The 24,045-nt window shown below is 43.3% G+C and carries 17 protein-coding genes, 1 pseudogene and 1 riboswitch; of the genes and pseudogenes, 14 read left to right on the forward strand and 4 right to left on the reverse strand.

Annotated features, from left to right (window positions below):
- The first annotated feature begins 75 nt into the window (after positions 1 to 75).
- From C7R93_RS12355 to C7R93_RS12395, 8 genes are all read left to right on the forward strand, one after another.
- Positions 76 to 1,791, forward strand: a complete 1,716-nt coding sequence (locus C7R93_RS12355) for an acyl-CoA dehydrogenase family protein (RefSeq protein WP_106839087.1) — start codon at positions 76 to 78, stop codon at positions 1,789 to 1,791.
- 15 nt (positions 1,792 to 1,806) lie between these two features.
- Positions 1,807 to 2,694 carry an NAD(P)-dependent oxidoreductase gene (locus C7R93_RS12360; protein WP_106839088.1) on the forward strand — a complete coding sequence of 296 codons (888 nt, stop codon included), beginning with the start codon at positions 1,807 to 1,809 and terminating at the stop codon, positions 2,692 to 2,694.
- 18 nt (positions 2,695 to 2,712) lie between these two features.
- Positions 2,713 to 4,170 carry a CoA-acylating methylmalonate-semialdehyde dehydrogenase gene (locus C7R93_RS12365; protein ID WP_106839089.1) on the forward strand — a complete coding sequence of 486 codons (1,458 nt, stop codon included), beginning with the start codon at positions 2,713 to 2,715 and terminating at the stop codon, positions 4,168 to 4,170.
- 22 nt (positions 4,171 to 4,192) lie between these two features.
- Positions 4,193 to 4,978, forward strand: coding sequence for an enoyl-CoA hydratase-related protein (locus C7R93_RS12370; protein WP_106839090.1), 786 nt, complete (start codon positions 4,193 to 4,195; stop codon positions 4,976 to 4,978).
- Between the two features lie 14 nt (positions 4,979 to 4,992).
- Positions 4,993 to 6,048 carry an enoyl-CoA hydratase/isomerase family protein gene (locus tag C7R93_RS12375; RefSeq protein WP_106839091.1) on the forward strand — a complete coding sequence of 352 codons (1,056 nt, stop codon included), beginning with the start codon at positions 4,993 to 4,995 and terminating at the stop codon, positions 6,046 to 6,048.
- A 156-nt stretch (positions 6,049 to 6,204) separates the two neighbouring features.
- Entirely contained in the window at positions 6,205 to 6,711 is a 507-nt protein-coding gene (locus C7R93_RS12380) for an NUDIX hydrolase (RefSeq protein ID WP_208637814.1), read from the forward strand.
- Between the two features lie 381 nt (positions 6,712 to 7,092).
- Positions 7,093 to 7,413: a DUF4269 domain-containing protein gene (locus tag C7R93_RS12385; RefSeq protein ID WP_244191520.1), complete on the forward strand. Its 321-nt coding sequence runs from the start codon at positions 7,093 to 7,095 to the stop codon at positions 7,411 to 7,413.
- Positions 7,414 to 7,701: 288 nt separating this feature from the next.
- On the forward strand, positions 7,702 to 9,468 hold the full coding sequence (locus tag C7R93_RS12395) for a GMC family oxidoreductase (RefSeq protein WP_425266732.1): 1,767 nt from the start codon (positions 7,702 to 7,704) through the stop codon (positions 9,466 to 9,468).
- Between the two features lie 924 nt (positions 9,469 to 10,392).
- On the opposite strand, the gene C7R93_RS12400 is transcribed toward C7R93_RS12395, so the two are convergent.
- Positions 10,393 to 10,782, reverse strand: a complete 390-nt coding sequence (locus C7R93_RS12400) for a GrpB family protein (RefSeq protein ID WP_279629446.1) — start codon at positions 10,780 to 10,782, stop codon at positions 10,393 to 10,395.
- A 25-nt stretch (positions 10,783 to 10,807) separates the two neighbouring features.
- Positions 10,808 to 10,957, reverse strand: a complete 150-nt coding sequence (locus C7R93_RS31130; RefSeq protein WP_425266733.1) for a GrpB family protein — start codon at positions 10,955 to 10,957, stop codon at positions 10,808 to 10,810.
- 434 nt (positions 10,958 to 11,391) lie between these two features.
- Positions 11,392 to 11,577: riboswitch (cobalamin riboswitch) on the forward strand.
- Between the two features lie 147 nt (positions 11,578 to 11,724).
- On the opposite strand from C7R93_RS31130, the gene nikA reads away from it, so the two are divergent.
- Genes nikA through nikE form a run of 5 tightly spaced genes read left to right on the forward strand, consistent with a single transcriptional unit; the run spans position 11,725 to position 16,768 of the window.
- On the forward strand, positions 11,725 to 13,341 hold the full coding sequence (gene nikA, locus C7R93_RS12405) for a nickel ABC transporter substrate-binding protein (RefSeq protein ID WP_106839093.1): 1,617 nt from the start codon (positions 11,725 to 11,727) through the stop codon (positions 13,339 to 13,341).
- A gap of 14 nt (positions 13,342 to 13,355) precedes the next feature.
- Positions 13,356 to 14,294: a nickel ABC transporter permease gene (gene nikB, locus C7R93_RS12410; RefSeq protein WP_106839094.1), complete on the forward strand. Its 939-nt coding sequence runs from the start codon at positions 13,356 to 13,358 to the stop codon at positions 14,292 to 14,294.
- 2 nt (positions 14,295 to 14,296) lie between these two features.
- Positions 14,297 to 15,127 carry a nickel transporter permease gene (gene nikC, locus C7R93_RS12415; RefSeq protein WP_106839095.1) on the forward strand — a complete coding sequence of 277 codons (831 nt, stop codon included), beginning with the start codon at positions 14,297 to 14,299 and terminating at the stop codon, positions 15,125 to 15,127.
- Positions 15,128 to 15,138: 11 nt separating this feature from the next.
- On the forward strand, positions 15,139 to 15,957 hold the full coding sequence (locus C7R93_RS12420; protein ID WP_106839096.1) for an ABC transporter ATP-binding protein: 819 nt from the start codon (positions 15,139 to 15,141) through the stop codon (positions 15,955 to 15,957).
- A 19-nt stretch (positions 15,958 to 15,976) separates the two neighbouring features.
- On the forward strand, positions 15,977 to 16,768 hold the full coding sequence (nikE, locus tag C7R93_RS12425) for a nickel import ATP-binding protein NikE (protein ID WP_106839097.1): 792 nt from the start codon (positions 15,977 to 15,979) through the stop codon (positions 16,766 to 16,768).
- A 106-nt stretch (positions 16,769 to 16,874) separates the two neighbouring features.
- Here the strand turns inward: nikE and C7R93_RS12430 are convergent, their stop codons facing one another.
- Together C7R93_RS12430 and C7R93_RS12435 are read right to left on the reverse strand one after the other, a co-directional pair.
- Positions 16,875 to 17,582 (reverse strand): tyrosine-type recombinase/integrase, encoded by a 708-nt coding sequence (locus C7R93_RS12430; RefSeq protein ID WP_106839098.1) that lies wholly within the window; start codon positions 17,580 to 17,582, stop codon positions 16,875 to 16,877.
- Positions 17,579 to 20,543, reverse strand: a pseudogene (locus C7R93_RS12435) (Tn3 family transposase). Before C7R93_RS12435 ends, C7R93_RS12430 begins: the two are co-directional and overlap by 4 nt.
- A 1,116-nt stretch (positions 20,544 to 21,659) precedes the next feature.
- Between C7R93_RS12435 and C7R93_RS12445 the strand changes: the two are divergent.
- Positions 21,660 to 23,678, forward strand: coding sequence for an insecticidal delta-endotoxin Cry8Ea1 family protein (locus C7R93_RS12445; RefSeq protein ID WP_158264023.1), 2,019 nt, complete (start codon positions 21,660 to 21,662; stop codon positions 23,676 to 23,678).
- The last annotated feature ends 367 nt before the right edge of the window (positions 23,679 to 24,045 follow it).

The raw sequence follows: 24,045 nt of genomic DNA on the forward strand, positions 1-24,045 counted from the left end.
GCAAAACCTCATGTCTTGATGTGAATACAATCATCGCCTTTTTTCTTTCGTCAATCAGGAAGGCGGGAGGACAGGATGAAACAAACAGAGCTTCGCTGGAATCAGTTATTTTTGCTGCAAACCGAGGAGTACCTACATTTGTTTACGCCGGAAGATTTTACGGACGAAGAACAGCTGATCTCGAAAACGACGGAACGGTTTGTCAAAAAAGAAGTGGTGCCTCAATTGCCATCTATTGAACAGCAGAATCATGAAGCCACCTGCAGGCTGTTTGAAAAAGCAGGCGAGCTCGGGCTGCTTGGTATTGAGGTACCAGAGGCGTATGGCGGTCTTTCCCTGAATAAAAAGGTTGCCGGGCTCGTTGCGGAAAAAATGGGATTCGGCGGCTCTTTCAGTGTATCCTTTAACATTCATGCTGGAGTGGGCACCCTGCCCTACGTATATTTCGCATCTGAGAAACAAAAGTGTAAGTACTTGCCGAAGCTCTCTTCTGGGGAATGGATCGGCGCATACGCATTGACGGAATCAGGTGCAGGCTCGGATGCGCTTAGTGCGAAAACGAGCGCAGTACGAAACGAGGACGGCACAGAATGGTTGCTGAATGGTGAAAAACAGTGGATTACGAATGCACAAGTCGCCGATGTATACGTCGTCTTTGCCAGCACGAGCATGGGAATGACGGCCTTTATCGTGGAAAGATCGTTTAACGGCGTCTCGGTCGGCCCGGAAGAAAAGAAAATGGGCATTAAGGGGTCCTCGACAGCGACCCTGATTTTGGATCAAGTGCGCATCCCGAACGACAATGTACTTGGGACAGCTGGTGTGGGGCATCGAGTTGCATTGAATATTTTGAATATGGCGCGCCTCAAGCTGGCTTTTTCCAACATTGGCGCGGCCAAGCAAGCGCTTGAACTAGCTGTAAATTATGGGACAGAGCGCAAGCAGTTTCGCAAGGAGCTAGTCGAATTCACGATGATTCAGGAAAAGATCGCCAACATGACGACAGCCATCTATGGAGCAGAGAGCTCTGCCTACCGAACGGCTGGCGCACTCGATGACGTCATCGATTCGTTTGCCACTAGCGATAACTGGATGGAGAAAATCGCAGATTATGCAATGGAATGTGCGATAAATAAAATCAATAGCTCAGAAGTGCTTGATGCGATTGTCGATGAGGCTGTCCAAATTCACGGTGGATATGGGTATATGCAGGAGTACGAGGTGGAACGGCTATACCGCGATGCAAGAATCAGCCGGATTTTCGAAGGAACGAATGAAATAAATCGATTGACTGTCTCCAAAATTTTAGTAAAGAAATTTATTCAGCAACAACCGATGATGAGGGAGCCGGAAACCGTCGTACATGCAGGAAGGAACGAAGCATTTATTCAACTGTCAAAACGCATGCTGTATCGAAGCCTGGACTCGATTACCCATTCTTCATTACCGATTGAAGATGAGCAAGAGTATATGCGGTTGCTGGCAGACATCATAAAAGACATTTATGTGATGGAATCCGCCCTTCTGCGAACGAGCAAGGGAATCGCCAAAAATGGGGCGGAGTCCGGGGAGATGAAGCAGTTGGTGACAGATGTATTATGCGAAGAGGGCTATCGACGTGTGGAAGAATCAGCCGTCTCCATCATTTCCGCGGCGGCAACTGATGAACAGAACAGAAAACAGTTACTGGATGAAATTCGCCATCTTCCTGCGCCGCTTTACACGAACTTGTTTGTCAAAAAACGTACAATCGCCAAAGAGATCATTAAGCGTACCCACTATTTTGTCTAAATGGAGGGATGTCCAATGAAAAAAATCGGTTTTATCGGCCTCGGTAATATGGGTCTTCCTATGTCAAAAAACTTGATTGAATCAAACTTTTCAGTGTACGGGTCAGATCTGAATAAGGCTGCCGAAGCTCAATTCGAACAAGCAGGAGGCATCATTGGCTTCTCTGCTGCGCAAATGATTGGTGTATGTGATGTCATCTTTACGAGTTTACCCTCCTCTGATGCTGTCAAAGAAATCTATCTTCGCCAAGGGGGACTGGTTGACAGCAGTCAGCCTGGCATTCTGTTGATCGATACAAGCACGGTAGCTCCTGAAATCAATCAAACCATCGAGGAGGCGGCTTTGTCTAAAGGCATCGACTTTTTGGCAGCCCCTGTCAGTGGAGGAGTCATCGGTGCCGTCAATCGCACACTAACCTTTATGGTTGGCGGTCCGAAGCTAGCGTTTGAGCGTTCACTGCCGATCCTGAACGAGCTTGGCGCAAACATTTTTCACGTCAGCGAGCAGATTGACAGCGGCACCGCAACAAAGCTCATAAACAACCTTCTCATAGGCTTCTATACAGCAGGAGTCGCGGAAGCGCTCACGTTAGCGAAGCAAAGCAATCTCGATCTGGAAAAGCTGTTCGACATGCTGAATGTTAGCTACGGCCAGAGTCGTATTTACGAACGCAATTACAAAAGCTTTATCGCCAATGACGATTATGCACCAGGTTTTTCCTTGAAGCTGTTGCGCAAAGACCTCGGTTTCGCATTAGGGCTGGCGGAGAAACAACAGCTTGATTTGCCCATCAGCAAAATGCTCTTTGCCTTGTATGAGGAAGCGGAGAAGAGCGGATATGGAGAAAAAGACATGTCTGTTCTGTATCAAAAAATCAGCGGGAAAACGAATGCTGCGCAATAAGAAACGGAGGAATGTGACATGAACATGGCGGGCGTGAAAAAAGTGCAGAATCATATGGGAGGTCAGTGGGTAGATTCCACGGGTACAGAGATAGAAGCGGTGCCCAACCCAGCCACCGGTGAGATTATTGCGTTTGTACCCTTGTCAGCAAAAACGGATGTGGATCGTGCCGTAGAGATTGCCCAGCTTGCCTATCATACATGGTCGGAAGTACCCGTTCCCAATCGAGCGAGATACTTGTACAAATACCTCCAGTTGTTGCAGGAGCAGAAAGAGAAATTGGCCCAGATTATTACGATGGAAAATGGAAAGACGTTGAAGGATGCACGCGGTGAGGTACAGCGCGGAATCGAGGCTGTCGAGCTGGCGACAACGACGCCCAATCTCATGATGGGTGATGCTCTACCTTCTATTGCAGAAGGTATCGATGGAACCATTTGGCGCTATCCGCTGGGAGTCGTGGCTGGAATTACGCCATTTAATTTCCCCATGATGATCCCGCTCTGGATGTTTCCGCTCGCTATCGCATGCGGGAATACGTTTGTCCTGAAAGCATCAGAGCGAACGCCGATATTGGCTGGAGAGCTTGTCGAGCTGTTTTATGAGGCAGGGTTTCCGAATGGTGTTCTGAACCTCGTTCATGGCGGGAAAGAGGTCGTCAACCGCTTGCTGGAGCATCCCGAGGTTCAAGCGATTTCCTTTGTCGGGTCAGAACAGGTTGCCAGACATGTCTATCAAACCGGAACAGCGCACGGAAAGCGAGTGCAAGCGCTGGCAGGTGCTAAAAATCATGCGATTGTCATGCCCGATTGCCATCTGGAAAAAACGGTGCAAGGTGTTGTCGGAGCCGCATTCGGCAGCAGTGGTCAGCGTTGTATGGCTTGCTCGGTGGTGGCTGTGGTCGATGAAATCGCCGATTCGTTCATGGATGCGCTCGTATCAGAAACACGCAAGCTGCAGGTGGGAGACGGACGTTTGGAACAAAACTTCGTAGGTCCGGTAATCCGCGAAGTCCACAAAGATCGTGTGCTTCGCTATATCGATAGCGGCGTGGAAGAAGGCGCTACCTTGCTGGTAGACGGTCGGCAGGTGGAAACAGACGTATCTGGCTATTTTGTAGGGGCGACGATCTTCGATAATGTGACGCCACAGATGAAGATATGGCAGGACGAAATTTTCGCTCCCGTCCTTTCTGTCGTCAGGGTAAAAAGTCTAGAGGAAGGCATCGAGCTGACCAATCAATCCCGGTTTGCAAACGGAGCCGTCATCTATACATCCAGCGGCAAGCATGTTCAGAATTTCCGTAAAAAAATCGATGCGGGCTTGATCGGTGTGAATGTGAATATCCCTGCACCGATGGCATTTTTTTCATTCGCCGGGAATAAAGCGTCCTTCTACGGTGATCTCGGTACTAACGGCAAAGACGGGGTGCAATTTTATACCCGCAAAAAAGTAGTAACGGAACGCTGGTTTTAAAAAATCAGAAGGGATGAGAGAGATGGACTTACGATTTGTTAAAGTGAAGAACGAACATTATGTTACAACGATTGAACTGAATCATGCACCAGCAAATACGTTGTCATCTTCGTGCATCAATGAATTGCGTGCCTTGTTTGCGGCGCTCACAGATGATGATGACACGAGAGCTATCATCGTGACGGGGGCAGGCCGATTTTTTGTGGCAGGGGCAGATATTAAAGAATTTGTATCTGCTTTGGGAGACGAGGAAAAAGCTTTGTCCATGGCAGAGGCCGGTCAGGCACTATGCAATGAAATCGAGGCAATGAATAAACCGGTGATCGCCGCGATTAATGGTCCTGCCCTTGGGGGCGGATTGGAACTTGCTATGGGGTGTCATTTCCGGATCGCTTCAGAGACTGCTATCCTTGGCTTGCCCGAGTTGAAGTTGGGGCTGATACCGTCATTTGGCGGGACCCAGCGTCTGAGCAAGCTGACAAACAAAGCGACTGCACTACGCCTCATTTTAACGAGCAAGCAATTGAGCGCTTCGGAAGCAGCCGAGATCGGCCTCGTACAGATGGTTGTCTCCCCAGAAGAATTGATACAGACAGCGGTTGCTATCGCACAGTCATTTATAGACGGGAAAAGCATGACCAGCATTTCACGCGCTGTAGAATGCATCATGCACGGATATGACGAGCCATTGGATGCCAGTCTGGACCGCGAGCGGAAACGATTTGCGGAACTTTTTTTAACAGCGGATGCGAAAGAAGGCATTCAAGCGTTCGTTGAAAAACGTTCGCCACAATTTTCCCATTCATGAAAGGAGAGACCATGATGACGGACGAGGTGCTGTTTTGCGTCAGTGAAAATGGAGTAGCTACCATTACGCTGAATCGGCCCAAAGCTCTCAATTCACTGACGTATGACATGCTAATTGCGATCGGGGATAAATTGAAAGAATGGGCGGCAGACGACCATATACAGGTCGTCGTCATGAAAGGAGCCGGGACAAAAGGCTTTTGTGCGGGCGGTGATATTAAATCTCTTTATGAGGCCGCGTCTAGTCAAGATGCCATGCATCAAGCAGAGCATTTTTTTGAAGTAGAGTATCAGGTTGATCAGATGATCTATACGTATGAAAAACCCATTATCGCGTGTCTTGACGGCATCGTGATGGGAGGTGGAGTAGGTTTGACCTATGGGGCACGCCATAAAATCGTGACAGAGCGGACAAAATGGGCCATGCCAGAGATGAACATCGGATTTTTCCCCGACGTAGGCGCTGCCTATTTTTTAAACAAGGCTCCCGGACATATAGGGCGATACCTGGCAATGACTGCAACCGTCATCCAGGCTCAAGATGTCATATATATCCATGGTGCAGATGTCTACATGACCAGCGAATCGATGCAAAGCTTTCTTGCCCATCTGGAACAGGTTGAGTGGGAACTCAATAATGCCGATGCCACGCTCAATCAATTGCTTCATGAACATTCCGAGAAACCTGCACAGGAAAGCGAGCTTCCATTACTACAGAAGCAGATTGATCACTATTTTTCGTTTGAAAAGGTAGAAGAGATAATCTGTGCATGCGAAAAGGACCAAAGCGATTTTGCCAGGACAACAAAGGAGACACTCCTGTCAAAATCGCCAGCATCACTAAAAATTACGTTAAAGCAACTGACGGAAGGCAAACTTAAATCGTTGTCGGATTGCTTTGCCACAGATCTAGTGTTAGCAAATAACTTCTTGCGGCATCGTGACTTTTTTGAAGGGGTCCGGTCCGTGCTCATCGATAAGGATCAGGAGCCACTTTATATGTACCGATCATTAGCGGATGTTTCCGAAGAAATGGTAGAGAGCTTTTTCGAGAGAAGCATCAAAAAATGAAGAAATAGGAGGGGCGGCATGGAAAGTCTTATTTCTATGCCGCCCTTACATACGTAATACGATGGAGTGGAAGCAAAAACTAGTAGTTAGTATGCTGCCTTTGTTAAGTGACGAGTCACATGATCAAGGTTATTCTAGCGAGGAGTTTAGCTTAGTATGACGAATTTATCTTGGAAAAAGTACTTGGGAGGTAAAGCTGTTTTGAATGACTATATAGTAACAATGAGAAAGTACATTGGTCATGAAACTCTTTTAACTGTTGGCTGTGGGGCAATAATCGAAGACGACTGCGGACGAATTCTACTACAACAAAAAAGAGATATTTGGGGTCTTCCTGGAGGTCTTCTGGAAATTGGGGAAACATTCGAAGAGACTGTCAGAAGGGAAGTGTTAGAGGAAACTAATCTCAAAATCAGTCAAATAAAGTTGTTTGGAATATATTCCGGAAAGAATGGTTTTGCTCAATATGCAAATGGAGACAAAGTTTTTAGTGTACAGATTATTTTTCACGTAACAAAATACGAAGGTACAGTTCAAGGAAATGAGGAAAGTACACGACTTCAATTCATACATAAGAAGGATATTCCAAGTAGCCTAAACCCTCATCAAGCCCCATTTATTTTAGACTGGTTACATGGAATACAGCCACCAATAATTAAGTGAATTTTTCACTAACGAGTAGGATAAGAGTTTCAAGAGCGAAATCGGGAAGTTGTAAAATTACCAAATTGGGAATTCCCTTTTCTAAACTAACCTTAATGATACGATACAAAAATTGACGGAACATATACAGAAAGATACCGTCAATTTAATTGCTCATGCATGCAGTTCACTTCCTTCTATGAAATTTCATTCCACTTTCATTTTAGTTTTTTAGAAACTATCAGATCAGGTAAATGTAAAAACCCGGCAACAACAGTAAGTATACTACGTGTATTTTAATTCACCAAGAATTATGGGTGATTAAAAATTCGCTAACAGTAGCGGTTCCTCAACCTCTCGACTTTTGGGACGCGCTAGCGGGCGTCGTCCCTCACTGACGACATGAACGTAAAAGATATTGCCACGTGTGTCATCCAATTTTTCGCGGCTGACTTTTGGTTTGAATTATTTGCTCAACCGGTTGCCGTCGAGAAGCAAAATGCCTATCGACATATGGATATGGAAGCACGGTTGTTAGCGATTGGAGGACAGGAAGCCTATCAACAAATCAGGATACTCAAGCAAAGTGGCATCAAAACAGAACCTGCTTTTGCCGAGTACTTTCATATTCCGGGTGACGATCCTTATGAGGCATTGTTCCAATTGGAGCCGTTAACAGAACAGGAATTACGCCAAAAGGTTCAGCTCCTCATGAATCGTTAATCCATCAACAAAGACCCGACCTCTACTTTTTGAATGCAGGAAGGGTCATCATTTTTGGGACTGCCCACTTTCGTAGATACCGGATAAACGCCCATCTCGCTGGATTCACTATCATTATGCTTTCCTTACACTATTTGTCCAGTCAATTCTAGATCATTTTGCATATTCTAAAGTGCCGACTGTGAAGAATGAATAAAATCAATGGTTTGTATTTAGAAATGTCCGCATTCTTAATTTTATTCTCATAGTTCGATGCAGAAAATGATCGATATTGGAAGGACTGATAACGTGTCCAAAAAGAGTATTTTTGATTACATCGTGATAGGTGCCGGAACTGCTGGCGGGGTAATCGCCAAAAAGTTAACCGATGATAAACATACCTCTGTACTTGTCCTTGAAGCAGGAACAAATATGACGAATGAGCTAAGTAACCCTAGCATTCTTGCCACCATTAATACAACCCGCGGTAACAGGTTTAGTTTTAATGTTACTTCTGAAATAGAACAAATTATTGCTCGTCCACTTATTTCAACAAATGGTCGCGTCATAGGTGGCAGCTCAGAAATTAGTGACATGTACTCCGTACGTGGGAGTAGAGAGCTGTATGACCAGTGGGCTAGTCTTGTTGGAAACCAATGGAGTTACAACCAGATTAGCTCCCTATTTGTAGAAAATGAAACCTATACAGGAGCGACACAAAACCCTAACGAACGGGGAACAAAAGGTCCGATCTTTTTAAGACAACAGATAATTCCCCCTGATGGATTGATCAGTACGTTAGTTCAAGCAACAAACACTGTTTTGGGTACACCGATTGTTGAGGACTATAATACCGGCATAAGGGATTGTACATTTTACAAAGCGCAATTTATTCAAAAAGAGGTTAGCCCCGGTCAATTTGTCCGATCCTCAACAGCAACAGGCTATTTAAATGACCAGATTGTCACCCAAGGAGATCAATTCCATCCCGATGAGTTTGGGGTTGGCCGAAGAAAGTTGGTCATTTTAGCTAAAGCAACCGTCAACAAAGTGTTATTTAAGAAGAAAAAGGGAACACCCACCGCAGTTGGAGTGGAATTTGTCAAAGACGGGGTTTCCCACAAAAAGTTTGCCCGCAGAGGCATCATCCTCTCAGCTGGCTTTTTTTCCTCGGTCATTCTCCAACGTTCAGGGATCGGTGGCTCGAATGAATTGGTTAAAGCGGGTATCCGAACCTTAGTCGAGAGCCCTCATGTCGGTCACAATCTGCAAGCTCAAGGTTATGTTGGACTGGGGTTTGAAATAGATACCTCCCAAATTCTTCCGATTTTTTTTACCGATCCCAACATGCCGTTTGCTCTAGGTGCTTTCCAAGCAGAGAATCCATTGAATCCAGTAGAAGGTCGTCGTCTCCAACTGTTCGGAATCCCTTCCCCATTTTTTATCCCTGCTCCAGATGTGCTCAGCAACGGTTGGAGTTTAGATTTAACTTTCCAAACCAACCCTAGTATCATGAGTTTTGGCATTGTAGATCTAAATACGAGAAGCAAGGGTACGGCGCTAGTGGAACATAGCGATCCAGAGGCTTACCCATCCCTTAACTTCAATCCGATACAAGATCCCGATGACCTATCGTATATGGTCGATCAATATAAGAGGATTTATAATATTATTGTTGAAGCTAGAGATCCACTGAAATATCCAAATAACGGCATCGGGAAGGTTGTATACCCTCCAGAGAGTATATTCCTGTTACCTGACAACGATCCTAACAAACAACAGCAGCTTGAGAATTATGTCAAAGCATCCTACACGAACTTCTCTGTTGGCGGGCAGTGTCGGATGGGACGGACGATTCAAGAAGGGGTTGTCGATGGATTCCTCAATGTGTTTGGTACCAAAAATCTTAAAGTTGCCGATCTGTCTATTGCACCTCTTTTACCGGATGGTCAGCCGTCCACCGCTGCTCAGATGATCGGACTAAATGCGGTGCGTTTTATTCGAGAGGATTCCTCTTCATATGTAATGACAGATGAGGAACTTGAAGATTATGAAGAGGAACTTGAAAAAAAATAAATTTAAATATTTGATCAACTACTGTGAGGGACTGCTTGCGCAGTCCTTTTTATTCAACTAAATGCGACGGGTTCGATAGCTTAGCAAATACATCAGACGCGGCTGGAATCAAGATGGAGTAGACAGTCTGCTTTACCGAAATTTATATATCGAGCAATCATCAAAAATGAAGTATAGACTAAAGGGTTAGAAATTTCAATTAACAGTGACACCTAGGAGTAGGAGATTTTCTACACCAGTGCTTACTCAGAATTTGAATCTGCTGGTGAACATCGCGATGTATCCTTATGCTGTGCACCATCTACAGGCCAAGTCGCAATTGATTTTGAATCTTGGTAAAAGTAAACATAGGTATTGAATACATCAAACACGAACGAAAGGCAAAGGGTTCAAATTATTACACTCAAAGCATTATTTAAGCAATGGCTTAGAGACAATGAGTCGTCAATGGATTCTGTCCCTACCCATCTTGTAAAGTCGTCTATTTCAATGATTTGCAAACATATAAGCAGGTTAAAAGTATCGACTTATCATATCAGAAGGATTAGAGCGTAGTGGTTCCTGTTTGTTATTATTTCCGCCCAACTGATCGTGTTCGTGAGTAAATGGATTTGGTTGTGAAGTTAATAACCGACAAGGAGCCTGCTGTATAGAGAATGTAACAGTGTTTATCAGGAGTCTCAATATGAGTTAGCACCATACATTCAAAAAGACCACAACTTGCTCACATCTTGTGGTCTTCATAGTTTATTGGTGGCGTAAAACTTTAAAAGATTATTTACAGCGTCCTTAAAACTGGATCACGATACGATCCAAGGATGCATACAGCAGCTTGTGGTATTTCTTGGTCTGATAGCTTTTCTGCAAAACCCAAAAGCGTTGATACTGAGCCCTTTGAGGAGGAGGCTAAACTCCTTGCAGGAATTACTGATTTAGGTGAAAATAGCTTCGCGCTTGATGAAGAGTGGTACTTGAATTTGGGACACTTCCACCTGCACGTTTTAGTATCTCTTTCACCAAATCTCCTTTAGCATTTGTGTATCCCGTACGGTCATGGTGAAACCGTTGTGCAAGTTCTAACTTCAAGTCACCGTACATTTTAGTTTCCTCTGGATGACTTCTCAAATAATCCCGAAACAGGATATGCCGTTGGTATTCGACGTTATCTGATGTACACACATACAGGTGATGCCAAGGTACATTATCGGGGGGAATAAATGCCTCCCGCCCAGAAACTCCTAAGTCGCCTTCATGAACATAGCCAAGGGTGGCGAGCCTTTTAATGGCTAAATTCACATCAGCTTGTGTAGACACGACCACATCCATATCAACAATCGGTTTAGCCTGCTAACCCTGGAACTGATGTACTTCCGACATGTTCTATAGTGACCACAAGACCGCTCAAAGTCGGAAGCACAAAGCCACGTAACGTTTTAAACAATCGTGTCCAATCAGGATCATATTGTACAACTATTACATTTGATCCCATAGGCACTTCCTCACATTATTCAGTCTTATATACTGTCTCAACGCTTAAATTATATTAAATCGGGCCTTATTTCACAAAATCATTTCGGTATGTCTTGAAAAATCCTTACAGATTATTAGGTAAGCTCTACGCTACAATGTGTTACGCTATCCGCTGATACTAAACCAGTGTAAGCCTCGGGTCGGGTAGAGCAAATGCGAATGGCAGAACAACAAGAAGTGTGGCAACTCGATTGATTGGTGGATTGAGAATACCGGCTTTGGTCCTTAGCTAAAATATTCGCTCATGAAGTGAAATCATCCGTCTTGCCTTTCAAAAAAAGAACGTAAACGTATGAAAATGAAAAAAATCAGTTTGGAAAAGAGAAAGGAATACATCTGGAATTTCGAGTGGACAAATTCTATATTTGGTATTATGATTTATTAATTCGAACTACATATTGTGACGGATTAGGTGTATTCGTTCATTAACGAATCTTAAAAGGGAAGTTCGGTGTAAATCCGACACGGTCCCGCCGCTGTATTGGTGAGTCTCATGTAAGATGTCACTGGGTAAACCCGGGAAGACACATCGAGATGTTGAACCTAAGTCAGAAGACCTGCCTATTCCTTGAACACTGTCAACCTACGGGAGATAGGGAGGTGTACGTGGCTTGCTGGGTGACGTCTGTTCAGTTATTCTTTATTGCGCGTAAAGCATCTTCTCTTAAAAGAGTAAGATGCTTTTTTTGTTGTCGATGACAAAGTCTAAAAAATGAGGTATTTAACATGAATCCACAAAGGTTACATTCTTTCACTCTCCTGCTGGTACCACTGTTTCTTCTAGCCGCACTTTTCGCAGGTTGCAGCAGCAATGTATCACAAAATAGTAACAGCCATTCAAAAACGCTAACTTTTTCCTGGTCTGAAGACATCGGGAACTTAAATCCCCATACATATCTTCCTAATCAGTTTTTCACCCAAGCTATGGTGTATGAATCACTGGTAGCTTACGGTGAAGGTGGAAAAATAGAGCCGTGGTTAGCGGAAAAATGGGAGATGTCCCCAGACGGTAAGGAGTATTTGTTCCATCTAAGAAAGGACATCAAATTTTCAGACGGTTCAACTTTTAATGCTGCAGTAGTGAAAAAGAATTTTGATGCCGTGCTTGGGAATGCCAAAGAACATGAGTGGCTGGAACTAATAAATCAGATCAAAAGCACGGAAGTTGTTGATGAATTTCGCTTTAAAATGATCTTGAAAAATTCGTATTATCCAGCCCTTCAGGAACTAACTCTCATCAGACCATTGCGATTTTTAGGTGAAGCAGGTTTTCCAGATAATGGAAAAACATTTGAAGGGATCAAAAAGCCGATTGGTACAGGACCATGGGTATTAAGCGAGTACAAGAGAGGCGAATTCGCTACTTTTACAAGGAATGACCTTTACTGGGGAACCAAGCCCAAAATAAATAAAATCGTTGTAAAAGTAATTCCTGATGGCGAGGCAAGAGTATTGGCTTTTGAGAACAAGGAAATTGATCTGATTTTCGGCAACGGATTAATTAGTCAGGATTCTTTTAAATTCTTAAAGGATACTGGAAATTATGAAACTCATCTGTCAGAGCCGACATCAACGAGAATCGTACAGCTTAATTCCAACCGGGGGGCCACTAAGGACTTGAAAGTACGAATGGCGATACAGCATGCCTTTAACAAGCAAGCAGTGATCGATAGGGTGTTTTACGGGTTGGAGAAAAAGTCTGATACCTTGTTTTCGACCAATTTTCCCTATTCTGATGTTCATGTAAAACCCTATGAATACGATGTTGAGAGAGCGAAGCAACTGTTAGATGAAGCTGGATGGAAAGAAGTCCCCGGAAAAGAATTTAGAGAGAAAGACGGAAAGCCTTTGGAATTACAGTTACTGTTTATCAGCACGCATAACATTCAAAAGGCGGTTGCAGAAGTGATCCAGGGAGATTTACGAAAAGTAGGTATCAATGTGAAATTGACTGGACAAGAGGAAGAGGCTCACTGGAAAACTGCGTTCCAAGGAGAGTTTGAACTGCTTTTTAACGAATCTTGGGGCGCGCCTTATGATCCGCACTCCTATGTGTCAGCTATGAGTAAAGCCGCAGAACAAGGAAATACGGATTACCTAATTCAGTTAGGCTTACCGATGAAGAAAGACATGGACCAAAAAATAGGAAAAGTCTTATTAAGTACGGATGAAAACGTCAGAAGGGCACTGTATGCTGATATTTTAACTACCCTGCATGAACAGGCAGTGTATCTACCTATATCGTATCAGTCTAATATGGCGGTATATCACAAAAATGTGAGCGGAGTTAACTTTATGCCGCAGCCATACGAAGTTCCCTTTACAACGATTGACGTACAGTAATTGAGGTACAAGATATGATCTGGTTTATTGTAAAACGTCTTTCGATGCTTATCCCCATACTATTTGGTATTTCCTTACTAACGTTTCTATTAATACGCCTAGCTCCTGGCGATCCAGCCGAAGCATACTTGAGACTATCACATATTCCTCCTACCAATCAGGCGATTCAAGAGATGAATGTCAAATTGGGATTGGATAAACCCTTGATTGTTCAATATGTCGATTGGTTGGGAAAAGTTGTACGGTTGGACTTTGGAATTTCATATGTGTCGAAACAGCCTGTATGGGATGAGTTGATGTTATACTTTCCGGCAACGCTTCAGCTCACAATAACGGCAGTCATCTTGACAGTTTGCATAAGTGTTCCAATCGGGATTTTTTCTGCGCTCTACAAAGGTGGGATGTTTGACCATTTAAGCAGGATTTTATCGTTTGTGGGGGCATCCATGCCAACCTTCTGGCTAGGATTTCTCTTCATGTATTTCTTTTCTATTAAATTAGATCTATTGCCTGTAGTAGGGAGGGGATCACTTGCGCACTTGGTGCTCCCTTCCCTGACACTCGCTTTTGCGTACATCTCGACCTATACACGCTTGCTAAGAACAAGTATGCTGGAAAACTTACATCAACCATTTGTCTTCTACGCGAGAGTCAGGGGTTTGCAAGAACGGGTGATCATCGGTAGACATGTTTTGAAAATGGCTTTGCTCCCGGTCGTTACTGCATTTGGCATGACCATTGGAAACATGCTAACTGGAGCGTTCATAGTAGAAAGTATCTTCGCTTGGCCAGGATTGGGAAGGTTTTTTGTTTCCGCGCTCTCTCACCGAGACTATCCTGTGGTTCAGTCTTGTATCTTGCTTATGGGGGTTATTTTTGTCGTCTGTAATCTGTTGGTAGACATTGCATACGGTTTACTGGACCCGCGGATTCGATGGAAAGGGGAGCGTTAGGGATGCTTCGAATGTTGATGGTAAGGCTGTTTCAAAAAAAGGCGCTACTATTCAGTGGTGCCATCATTCTCATCATGTTCGTTCTTGTCCTTTTCGCACCAGTATTAGCCCCCCATGATCCCAACATAATTGATATTGAGCACAAACTGCAAGCACCTTCATGGGATTTTCCTCTTGGCACTGATCACTTGGGCAGATGTATATTATCCAGATTGATCTTTGGAACAAGGGTATCATTGGGTACCGCTTTTCTCGTGATGGTGGTCACCATGATCATCAGTATTTTCATTGGGACTTATGCAGGCTATAAAGGTGGCCGGATCGATTACCTGTTCATGCGTATCTGTGACGTCTTGTTGGCATTTCCAAGCTTGTTTCTTGCACTAGCCTTGATTGGTATTTTGGGGCCAGGGCCGCTGAATCTTTTCCTTGCGATGGTACTTGTACAGTGGGTTTTTTATGCACGAATAATACGCGGCATGGTCCTTAGTGTAAAAGAGCAAAACTATATCTTGGCTGCAAAAGTATCAGGGACACCTGGACCAATGATAGTCATCAGGCATATTTTCCCTGTTATTCTATCTCAAGTAGCCGTATTGTTCTTTATGGACATCGGAGGGATTATTTTAACGATTTCCGGACTATCTTTTCTAGGGCTTGGCATTCAGCCCCCAACAGCGGAGTGGGGTGCAATGATTAATGACAGCAAGCAGTTCTTTAGAAGCCATCCGTCATTAATGATGTATCCAGGCTTGATGATATTGACAATCGTCATGGCTTTTAATTTGTTTGGGGACACCTTGCGGGATGCTCTCGATGTAAGACAAGACTAGGAGAATCGGATATGACAACACAATCGATCATGACGGTAAACGATTTGCACGTCCATGTATCAACGGACCACTGTCAGGTGCCCATTTTGAATGGAGTGAGCTTTGATCTTCAGGCGGGAAAAGTGTTTGGCCTTGTCGGAGAGAGTGGATCAGGTAAAACTATGACGTGTTTGGCCTTGGTAAACCTTTTGCCAAATAAGAGCAAGGTCGTCCGAGGGAGCATCAAGTTGAAGAATAAAGACCTTCGAAACCTTTCAGCTAGCGAAATGAGGCAGATTCGCGGCAAAGAGATCGCCATGATTATGCAGAACCCCATGTCTGCTTTTAATCCTGTGGTTACAATCGGTCAACATTTTCGGGAGACACTTAGAACCCATCTTCAGGTAACTCAAAAGCAGGCAGAAGAGATGGCCATTGCCTATCTAGAACTGATGCAGCTGCCCCGACCCGATCTATTGCTAAAGCAATACCCGTTTCAGCTAAGCGGCGGAATGCTGCAACGTGTCATGATAGCCATCGCTGTTTCTCTACAGCCCTCCATCATCATTGCCGATGAGCCTACAACAGCACTAGATGCGACAAATCAACTGCAAATTTTAGACCAACTCAATATGCTGCGCAAAGAATACAACACCAGTATATTATTGGTTTCGCATGATCTTGGTGCAATTGCCTATCTTGCCGATGAAGTCGCAGTGATGAATAGCGGTAATATCGTGGAGAGAGCACCAGTCTCTACGTTATTTAACAGACCCTCACATCCATATACCAAGGCTCTGCTAGAGTCTCGACTATCGTTGTCGAGGAAAGCATGCGAAACATTAGAATGAAGATAAAGGTGAATGAAGAATGAGCTTGCTCGAGATTAAAGGTATTAGCAAGACTTACCCGATTGAAACCACATTATGGGGGAAGGGTAAACGTCTTGAAGCAGTGAAAAACGTCTCTCTGACTCTCCATGAGGGAACCTGCTTAGGTCTGGTGGGGGAAAGTGGATCAGGGAAGAGCACACTTGGAAAGATGATTCTTGGGTTGGAAAGACCGGATCAAGGAGAGATATTCTTTCAAGGTAAAAACCTTTTTCAACTAGCAGCCAAAGAACAAAAAGAACTTCGCCAAAATCTTCAAGTCGTTTTCCAAGATTGCTACAGCTCCGTCAATCCTAGACTATCTATCGGCAACATTATCGCAGAGCCCATCAAAAATTATGAGAAGCTCACGCCGGCTGAGGAGAAAAAAAGAGTTGGAGAGCTTCTGGAGAAAGTGGGGTTGTCGCCTGGAAACATGGATAAATATCCTCATCAATTAAGCGGCGGGCAGCTTCAGAGAGTAAACATCGCAAGAGCCATTGCTCTTCATCCGAAACTCATTGTGCTCGACGAAGCAGTGAGCAGTCTGGATGTCTTCGTACAGGCTCAAATATTAGATCTTTTAGCCGACCTAAAGAAAGAGTTTCAACTGGCCTACCTGTTCATTACACACGATTTACAGGCTGTACATTACATGGCGGACCGTCTTGCGGTGATGTATAAAGGGCAAATCATTGAGATGTTGGATGACATCAAGCAGCTTAACCAGTTAGAGCACCCCATATCTAGAAAATTGTTGTCATCCATGTTGCCGTTACACCCGAGAGGTTAGGCTTCCTCTATATAAACTAAGTTGAGACAATAACAGTCAAATTCCGAGTGTATTCAGACTACATTTACGGGTAATCCCAGCGTAGCTATTACCAAGTGCCAACTCGTTAAACTGGAAATTTATTGATAACCTCGTTATATTCAAACTGCGCATCAGTGATTGACAGCTTTGAATATATCTCAAGTGATTTACGACTTTCATGACCGGAATATGGCTGAATCAACGCATCGTCGATTCCTTGCTTTTTCAACCAGGTCAGCAGAAAGTGACGGAGCTTGTGCGGTGATAAATTTTGAGTGAATCCGGCTTCCTCGGAATATTTGGCCAAAATCTTTCGGATTCCCCGATCCGTGTATTTTTTCTTCCAGGAGGACTCAAATACATACACAGCCTGTTTCTTTTTCATGGTATCTCCGTGCATGGCCAACAGCTCCTTAAAAGCCTGTGGGAAAGGTACGATTCGATCCTTACTGCCCTTTCCTTTGTTGATCCGGATCTGACAGTAGTGAAAATCGATGTCCGCCAACTTGATATTGATTAATTCGCTGACACGAACACCGGTATACATCAGCGTTTTTAAGATCATCATGTCCTGAAAGTTTTTTGCTTTCCAAACCACCTCATAATACCGTTTTAACTCCTCTTCCGTAGGGACATAGGGGAGTTTCTTTGATGCTTTAGGAACCTCTATTTCCAGTTCATCTCGTAGGTGTTGAAACAACCTTTTTAAATAAGCATAGTCTGGTCGTTCTGCCCGCAGGTATTTTGCTAGTTCGCGGGCTTTCTTTTTTGCAGATACACGTTTGTCACTCATGCTAGTTCACCTTCTAATAATAAGCGCTCTTTCATGTCCAACCGGAATGTTCCATACGGATTAACGTGCGTATAAATTAACGGGGTTAGGGCACGGAAATCCTCTGGAGCCATCAGGTCAAACCATTTCTTCTCCGATAAAATATTTTGAAACATGATGGTGTTGATATATACCAAGCAATTTTGCAGCAAATGCAAAGATAGAACGGCCATTTCCTGATCTTCCATGCGATTCGTGGCGATTTCTCCGCCCTTGCCATAGAAGATAAAGCTGTTGGCCGAGTTCCAGTTCTCTACGACATTTAAACCTTCATTGATTTCGCGGCGTAGCTCCTCTGAGTGTAAATAATTGCAAAGGAAGATCGTTTTTACTGCTTTCCCCAACTCTCCTAAAACTTGATACGTCGGATGTTTCAGGTTATTTCGTGTGAATCGTTTCAGGATGGCTTCAGTCTCTGCTGTCCCTAAACGCAGAGCTGTAGCATACTTCATCATTTGGTCATACTGCTGTTGGATCAGCTCCCAGTTGATTGGACGTGTCAGTACCGGTTGCAAATTGGGATAAGCATCTGTCATTCCAGGCTCAGGGCGATATAACTTTTGAGAGTGGATCGCTTTTAATCGTGGCATGAGTTGGAATCCGAGCAGATGGCAAAAAGCAAAGGCAACTTCACTTTGGCCGTGTGAATCTACATAGTTTTTCTCCACTTCCATATCCGTACAATGCCGGAGTAATCCTTCGATCATAGCAGCAATCTCAGATGAGGAGCATGATTTGAGCTGTGAATAGATACACGTTGAATTTTTCTCCACATGCCAGTAAATCATCACGCCACGGCCGCGGTACCGGATATGCCACTCCGTCATAAGGTTCTGATCCCAGGCTCCGAACTTCTTCGAGTCTGAAGCGCAAGAAGTTGTACCTTCGCCCCATATTTCTAGCATGCGGATCTGAAAAATAGCATTCACCACTTCAGCAATGGCATTACGAAGGTTGTCTTTGTGAATGAACTTGCGCCGGACATAGAGAAGATCCTTATAACTTTCTCCATGATCACCGGCACTGACTCGTTTTAAGCCGGTGTTGGTTCCTAAACCGTAAAGAGAAAGTATCAATCGCTTTTGCAGCGTTTCACGATCTAAAATCTCACGATTGGCCACCGTCTTGAATTGTTCCGTAAACGAAACGCGCAAGTCCGTCTCTTTTAAAATGTCCAGCAGGCTTGTCATCGGCCAGCGGCGTGCAATTTCGGCTTTAACCCGCGCTAAATTTAATGGCTCTGCCTGTGGTTCCAATGGAGTGACGGAAATCCAGCCGGTGCCTTTTTCCGTAATCCGTACTTTGGGGTTCTTTGGCATCCCGGCATTGAGCTTTGCTAGTCCTTGGATCATTTCTTGTTTAAGTGCAGCAATAAAAGAATCCGCATCTAACGGCTGATTCAATGCTTTGTAGTTTTCTTCCCGGCGTTCCTCAAAATCGGATGGAAGATCCTCATCCGGATTCCGGTATCGGTTAGCACCGGCTACCCAAATTTCTTTGCAACGTAATTTATCCCGAAGCATCTGCAAGGTGCTGATCTCATAGTTAATTCGGTTAATCCGTTCCTGTCCTTTGTCGTCTTTTTCGATAATAATTTCTTTGTACGCAATACGGATTACACCATCTATCGGAATGTCATTAGTTAAAGGGAAATAATGTAGGCCGGTATTCGCATACTTTTTTATCAACTCCAATGCACGAATCACTGGACGATGAACGTCATTGTTTGAACGGAAATCAAGAATACTGAGGATCTCTGGAACCATCCGACGGTAATGGCTGCCATAGGAGGCACGGATGACATTATGGATTTTTTCACGGTAAGCCGGTCCAGTATGTTTAAATTCTTTGACGAGATCCTTCAAAGTTTGCTCGTTGACCACTGGGAATAATACTTCTTTAATGATTCCATCTGGATGGTTGATAGCTGTTTGTGCTAGATTGAACAAGATTCCGTACTTGTTGCTGACACGTCGTAAATCCTTCAGGATTTCCTTTTCTACCTTACGTTCTGCTCGAACACCAATACGATGAACGATCTGGATAAGGAGATCGACTAGGTTATCCGATATTTCCATGCTCCGAAGCCAGAAGAAAGCCGACAGCAACGTATACCGAATCGGTGCGGGATGACGGCGCAGTTCCCGGATGTCTTCTGTAGACACACGTTGCCGATATTTCTTCAAAACTTTTAGAGGGGTATCTTTAAAGGTTGTCCGGAAGTTACAAATTTCGAATCGTGCGCAACTTATTGATTTCTTTTAATACACTCTCAAGCCCTGCTCGTCCGGGATCAGCTTTTAGTTCGTTAAAGGAAATCTGTCGATTTTCGTGCTGCTCTAGTTCTTCCTCGTCGTCTAGTACAGTAATGCTTTCTATCAGCACATCCAATTTAGCCAATGAAGGCACTGGTAACTTTTGAAAAGTTGTTTGGAAGAATTGTTCTTCATATGTGTGTATAGCTGAACGAATTAACCGTTCGACCCGATCTGGAGTGGGCGGTTCCACTTTCAAGTCCCGGAAATACCCATATACAGCCTCTTTGAGATATTCAAACTCTTGATTATGATGAAGGACATGTTGGCATAGCCAATCCGTGACTCTTGGTACATCCTCTACAGTTGCTTTTCGAAAACCATAGTACTCCCGAATTTGCACGCGGTGACGTTTAATGGTCCGGCCGTTCCAGTCATACTGTGCATATACTCCAGGTTCCAATGAAAGCTGTTTTGCAATGTAAGCCAGGACTACTTTGGGAATTTCGAACTTATTGTTTGGAAAACGTGCCTCATATTGAAAAAACTTAAGAAGGGCTGCAAATCCAAGTTTTGTCTCGCCTAATTTGTATTCAATTAACGCAAGTTCGTGTGGGAGTAAGGTAAAATGCTCGATTAACTCATCTAATTCCCAATTTCGTTTCATGAAATCCTCCTATCTATAAAGTTCCTAAAAACACTAGTACCGGAACAAATTTGATAAGATCAGTATAAATTTCATGGTAGAAATATATAATTAAGGACATAAAATCTACGAAGTTCCATATACCAATCAAAAATCGGAACTTAAAGATTCGATACCTGGGCGTGTTCCGCGATAAACTTATGAAATGAACTCCGAAAAGAATTATTTGATCGAAAAGACCAATAATTGTAAAATGATTGTAAATAAATGTAAACATTACTTCGCTTTGTATTTTGGGAGGACGTGATTATCATGGAGTTACAAGAAACACAACAACGAAGTTTACTCAAAGTATAACCTGATTTCTTTAAATTTTGCTCAAGTTCTGATCGTAACGGAACGTTTTGTGATGAGCCAATACCGACTGTTTCGAGCGTTACAAGGAGGTGATGCTGAGGAAAACTAGGAAGCTGTGATTCGGTTTGGTATCTATCGAAAGAGACTGCCGGAAAATCATCAGATGGATGCTCTGCTTCAATTGGCTAATACATGTTTTTCCTTACACAGATGCGCAGAAGTTGAAAAATACGCTGACGAACTAAGACAATTAGCTACTCTAGTTTATCAAGATGAGCTACGCAAACAACAAAACAATAGAGGTGATGAGCCTTTAAAAACGGATCGCCACTTGGTTGTTTACTATGGGCAAGGATACCTCTTGAAGGCCGCAGCATTAGTGCAGTAGGAAAAATACGCAGAAGCTAAACCATATATTGAAAGTTATTCTGAACTTGGCTGGTTTTAGCTTTTAGATGAGGTTGGTTTTGTTGAGGTGGCCAAATTTCGTAAATGGCCTCACCATATCAAAAAAAAATGTACGTTTAGACACAATCTGGACATATTTTAAAGTGTTTGCTGTACGTTAAGAATATTTTTCAGTTAAATAAGGACTATTTGGCGCTGGAAAATCAATGATTTTTAAAATGTCAACTGGAATATTTCTTTCACCAATGGACATTACATTTAAATTTCTTATGAATTAAGCTTACTCCCCTTTCTCAGGGGATGGGCAAATATACCCTATACAAGCGATCACACATGTTACGACAAAAAAGAAAGATACAAGGAGGTTTATACATGAATCAAAATTCCAATAACAATGAAAATGAAATCATGGATACTGGTTCTCAGCCAAGGTACCCCCTTGCGCAGGCACCAGGTTCTGAATTCCAAGGGATGAATTATAAAGATGGAGAACAGAATCCCTCTGTTCGTCAACAGGAAGCAGTTACAGACGCTGCACTCCAAACTACATCAGAAGTTACCCAAACCCTTATAAATGCCGGGAATACCACCAGCACTTTGGGATTATCATCATGGAAGATAGCAGGCGGGATTCTTTCAGCTATCTCCAAAATACTATGGAGGACTATTGCAAATCAACAACAATGGGAAGAGATGATAGATGCAGTAGAAATTCTTATTAAAAAAGCGCTAAATCAACAAAAGTATGAGGTAGCAATAGCTCAATTAGAGGGATTACAAGCTGTGGTGGATAGATATATAAAAGCGCTAGATGATTTACACGCAAACCCTACGAATCAGGATTTGCAAAATGAAGTACTTATGAGGTGGGACGCCGCTGATACCACTTTTATAACTGCCATGCCACAATTTAGTCCTGGCACAACAGGAGGGGAATCACAAATTCTATTACTCGCTGTTTATGCGCAAGCAGCGAACCTTCACTTGCTGTTATTACGAGATGCTGTGCAATTCGGAGCACAATGGGGGATGGACTCCGCTACAATTGAAACCAATTATGACGAACTCCTAGATAGGCTGAATCAATATAACGATTATTGCGTGAATACGTACAACAGTGGAATACAACAATCCCGAAACTTACAAGCAGATTTATCTAACTATGATCAGTACCCATGGACACGAGATAATCAATCAGCTTATTCTAGTTTCCGTGATGCTAAAGGAGAATATAAAGGTACAGAAAATTGGAATTTATATAATAAGTTTCGAAAAGAGATGACCATTATGGCATTAGATATTACTTCCTTCTGGTCACTATATAATCCATATAACTACCCATTACCAGTTAAAACTGAACTAACACGAGAATTGTTCACAGATATCAGAGGAACAACTTGGAGATCAGATAACAATTTAAATACGATAGATGATATAGAGGCCCGTATGGTTGGAAATCGAAACGCACACTTATTTACTTGGTTAAAACAGATGAATTTTTATATGAAATATAAGGGGAAAGATTCTGATACCACCCATGGTAACCTTATGGTAGGATTGGAAAAAACAGTGCAAACAACTCTTGGGCCGGATCAAAAACCTCCGATAGAAGGGCAGAATACAAATTATGATAGCGTTGAACGCCCTGGAGTTAATATTACAGAATATTATTGGAATGTTGCGGAAACTAAACAGTGGTTTGAAACAAGACGACTAACATTAAGGGTAAGTACTGGTATCGTATCAGCAGACTTGGGAACGGTAGATTTTGAATTATGGGACCGCGGTCACCCTGGCTACCGGGATTATATATATGGCAAAAGTCATAGATCAAATTCTATTAAGGATCATCGATTATCATGGGTGAAATTTGAGCCTGTATATCAGGGCTGCCCTTTCGTATGGTCTAATGAAAGACAACTAAGTGCTTTATTATTTGGTTGGACACACAACAGTGTCGATCCAAACAATACGATAGTTACAGATCAAATTACCCAAATTCCAGCGGTGAAGGCGTACTGGAATCGAGGTGCTTTTTCCGTTGAGAAGGGACCCGGTTCTACAGGAGGGGATCTCGTTAAATTAAGCCCTTCTGGCGAAGTGTCAATCAAGGTAAGACCATCAAGTCCTGGTAAAGTTTCGTATCGTGTTCGCATTCGATATGCGGCTGTAGCGAATGGTAAACTCAATGTCAAAAAGTACGTTAGTAGTATACATGCATCTATAACTTATGATTATATACAAACGACTGCTGGTAATCTTACGTATTCATCGTTCCAATATTTAGATGTTTACAATTTCGTTCTAGCAGAATCTCAATTTGAGGTCTGGCTCACCAATGAGAGCGGTGGTCCTATCTATATCGACAAAATCGAATTTCATTCCATTTGAGCTTTAGAAAAGGCAAGAAAGGCAGTGAACGGTCTGTTTCAAAGTTAAAAAAGGCAGAAACAGGTATTAATAAACGTCTGTCAATTATTCAGGCACCCATTCGGAGGAACAAAGATTCTTCGAGAAATCTCTGGATCGACGCACAGAAACAGGCATAGACGCAAATGAGCCGTCAAAGCAGAAAAAGCCGTGGAGCTGACGTATGCGAATAGCAGAATGCTCGCAGCGTTCCAGCTAATCTCTTCGGATCTTGGCCAGCAGCTGCTCATCAGTAAGGCTTGCCGTTCCATACGTTATTGGCTCCCGTGGGGCACGTATACAAGTAAAAGAGGCCAGTATTTCCTGAGTGTGAACTGTTACCCGTTAG

The organism is Brevibacillus fortis (genome assembly GCF_003013395.1).
Lineage (GTDB): Bacteria > Bacillota > Bacilli > Brevibacillales > Brevibacillaceae > Brevibacillus > Brevibacillus fortis.

Bases quoted from the DNA above. Each gene is read 5' to 3' on its own strand.
- nikB (WP_106839094.1), top strand. From the start codon at position 13,356: ATGATCTGGTTTATTGTAAAACGTCTTTCGATGCTTATCCCCATACTA.
- C7R93_RS12375 (WP_106839091.1), top strand. From the start codon at position 4,993: ATGACGGACGAGGTGCTGTTTTGCGTCAGTGAAAATGGAGTAGCTACC.
- C7R93_RS12430 (WP_106839098.1), bottom strand. From the start codon at position 17,582: ATGAGTGACAAACGTGTATCTGCAAAAAAGAAAGCCCGCGAACTAGCA.
- C7R93_RS31130 (WP_425266733.1), bottom strand. From the start codon at position 10,957: ATGGGATCAAATGTAATAGTTGTACAATATGATCCTGATTGGACACGA.
- C7R93_RS12445 (WP_158264023.1), top strand. From the start codon at position 21,660: ATGAATCAAAATTCCAATAACAATGAAAATGAAATCATGGATACTGGT.
- C7R93_RS12370 (WP_106839090.1), top strand. From the start codon at position 4,193: ATGGACTTACGATTTGTTAAAGTGAAGAACGAACATTATGTTACAACG.
- C7R93_RS12380 (WP_208637814.1), top strand. From the start codon at position 6,205: ATGACGAATTTATCTTGGAAAAAGTACTTGGGAGGTAAAGCTGTTTTG.
- C7R93_RS12420 (WP_106839096.1), top strand. From the start codon at position 15,139: ATGACAACACAATCGATCATGACGGTAAACGATTTGCACGTCCATGTA.
- C7R93_RS12365 (WP_106839089.1), top strand. From the start codon at position 2,713: ATGAACATGGCGGGCGTGAAAAAAGTGCAGAATCATATGGGAGGTCAG.
- C7R93_RS12385 (WP_244191520.1), top strand. From the start codon at position 7,093: ATGAACGTAAAAGATATTGCCACGTGTGTCATCCAATTTTTCGCGGCT.
- C7R93_RS12355 (WP_106839087.1), top strand. From the start codon at position 76: ATGAAACAAACAGAGCTTCGCTGGAATCAGTTATTTTTGCTGCAAACC.
- nikE (WP_106839097.1), top strand. From the start codon at position 15,977: ATGAGCTTGCTCGAGATTAAAGGTATTAGCAAGACTTACCCGATTGAA.
- C7R93_RS12360 (WP_106839088.1), top strand. From the start codon at position 1,807: ATGAAAAAAATCGGTTTTATCGGCCTCGGTAATATGGGTCTTCCTATG.
- nikA (WP_106839093.1), top strand. From the start codon at position 11,725: ATGAATCCACAAAGGTTACATTCTTTCACTCTCCTGCTGGTACCACTG.
- nikC (WP_106839095.1), top strand. From the start codon at position 14,297: ATGCTTCGAATGTTGATGGTAAGGCTGTTTCAAAAAAAGGCGCTACTA.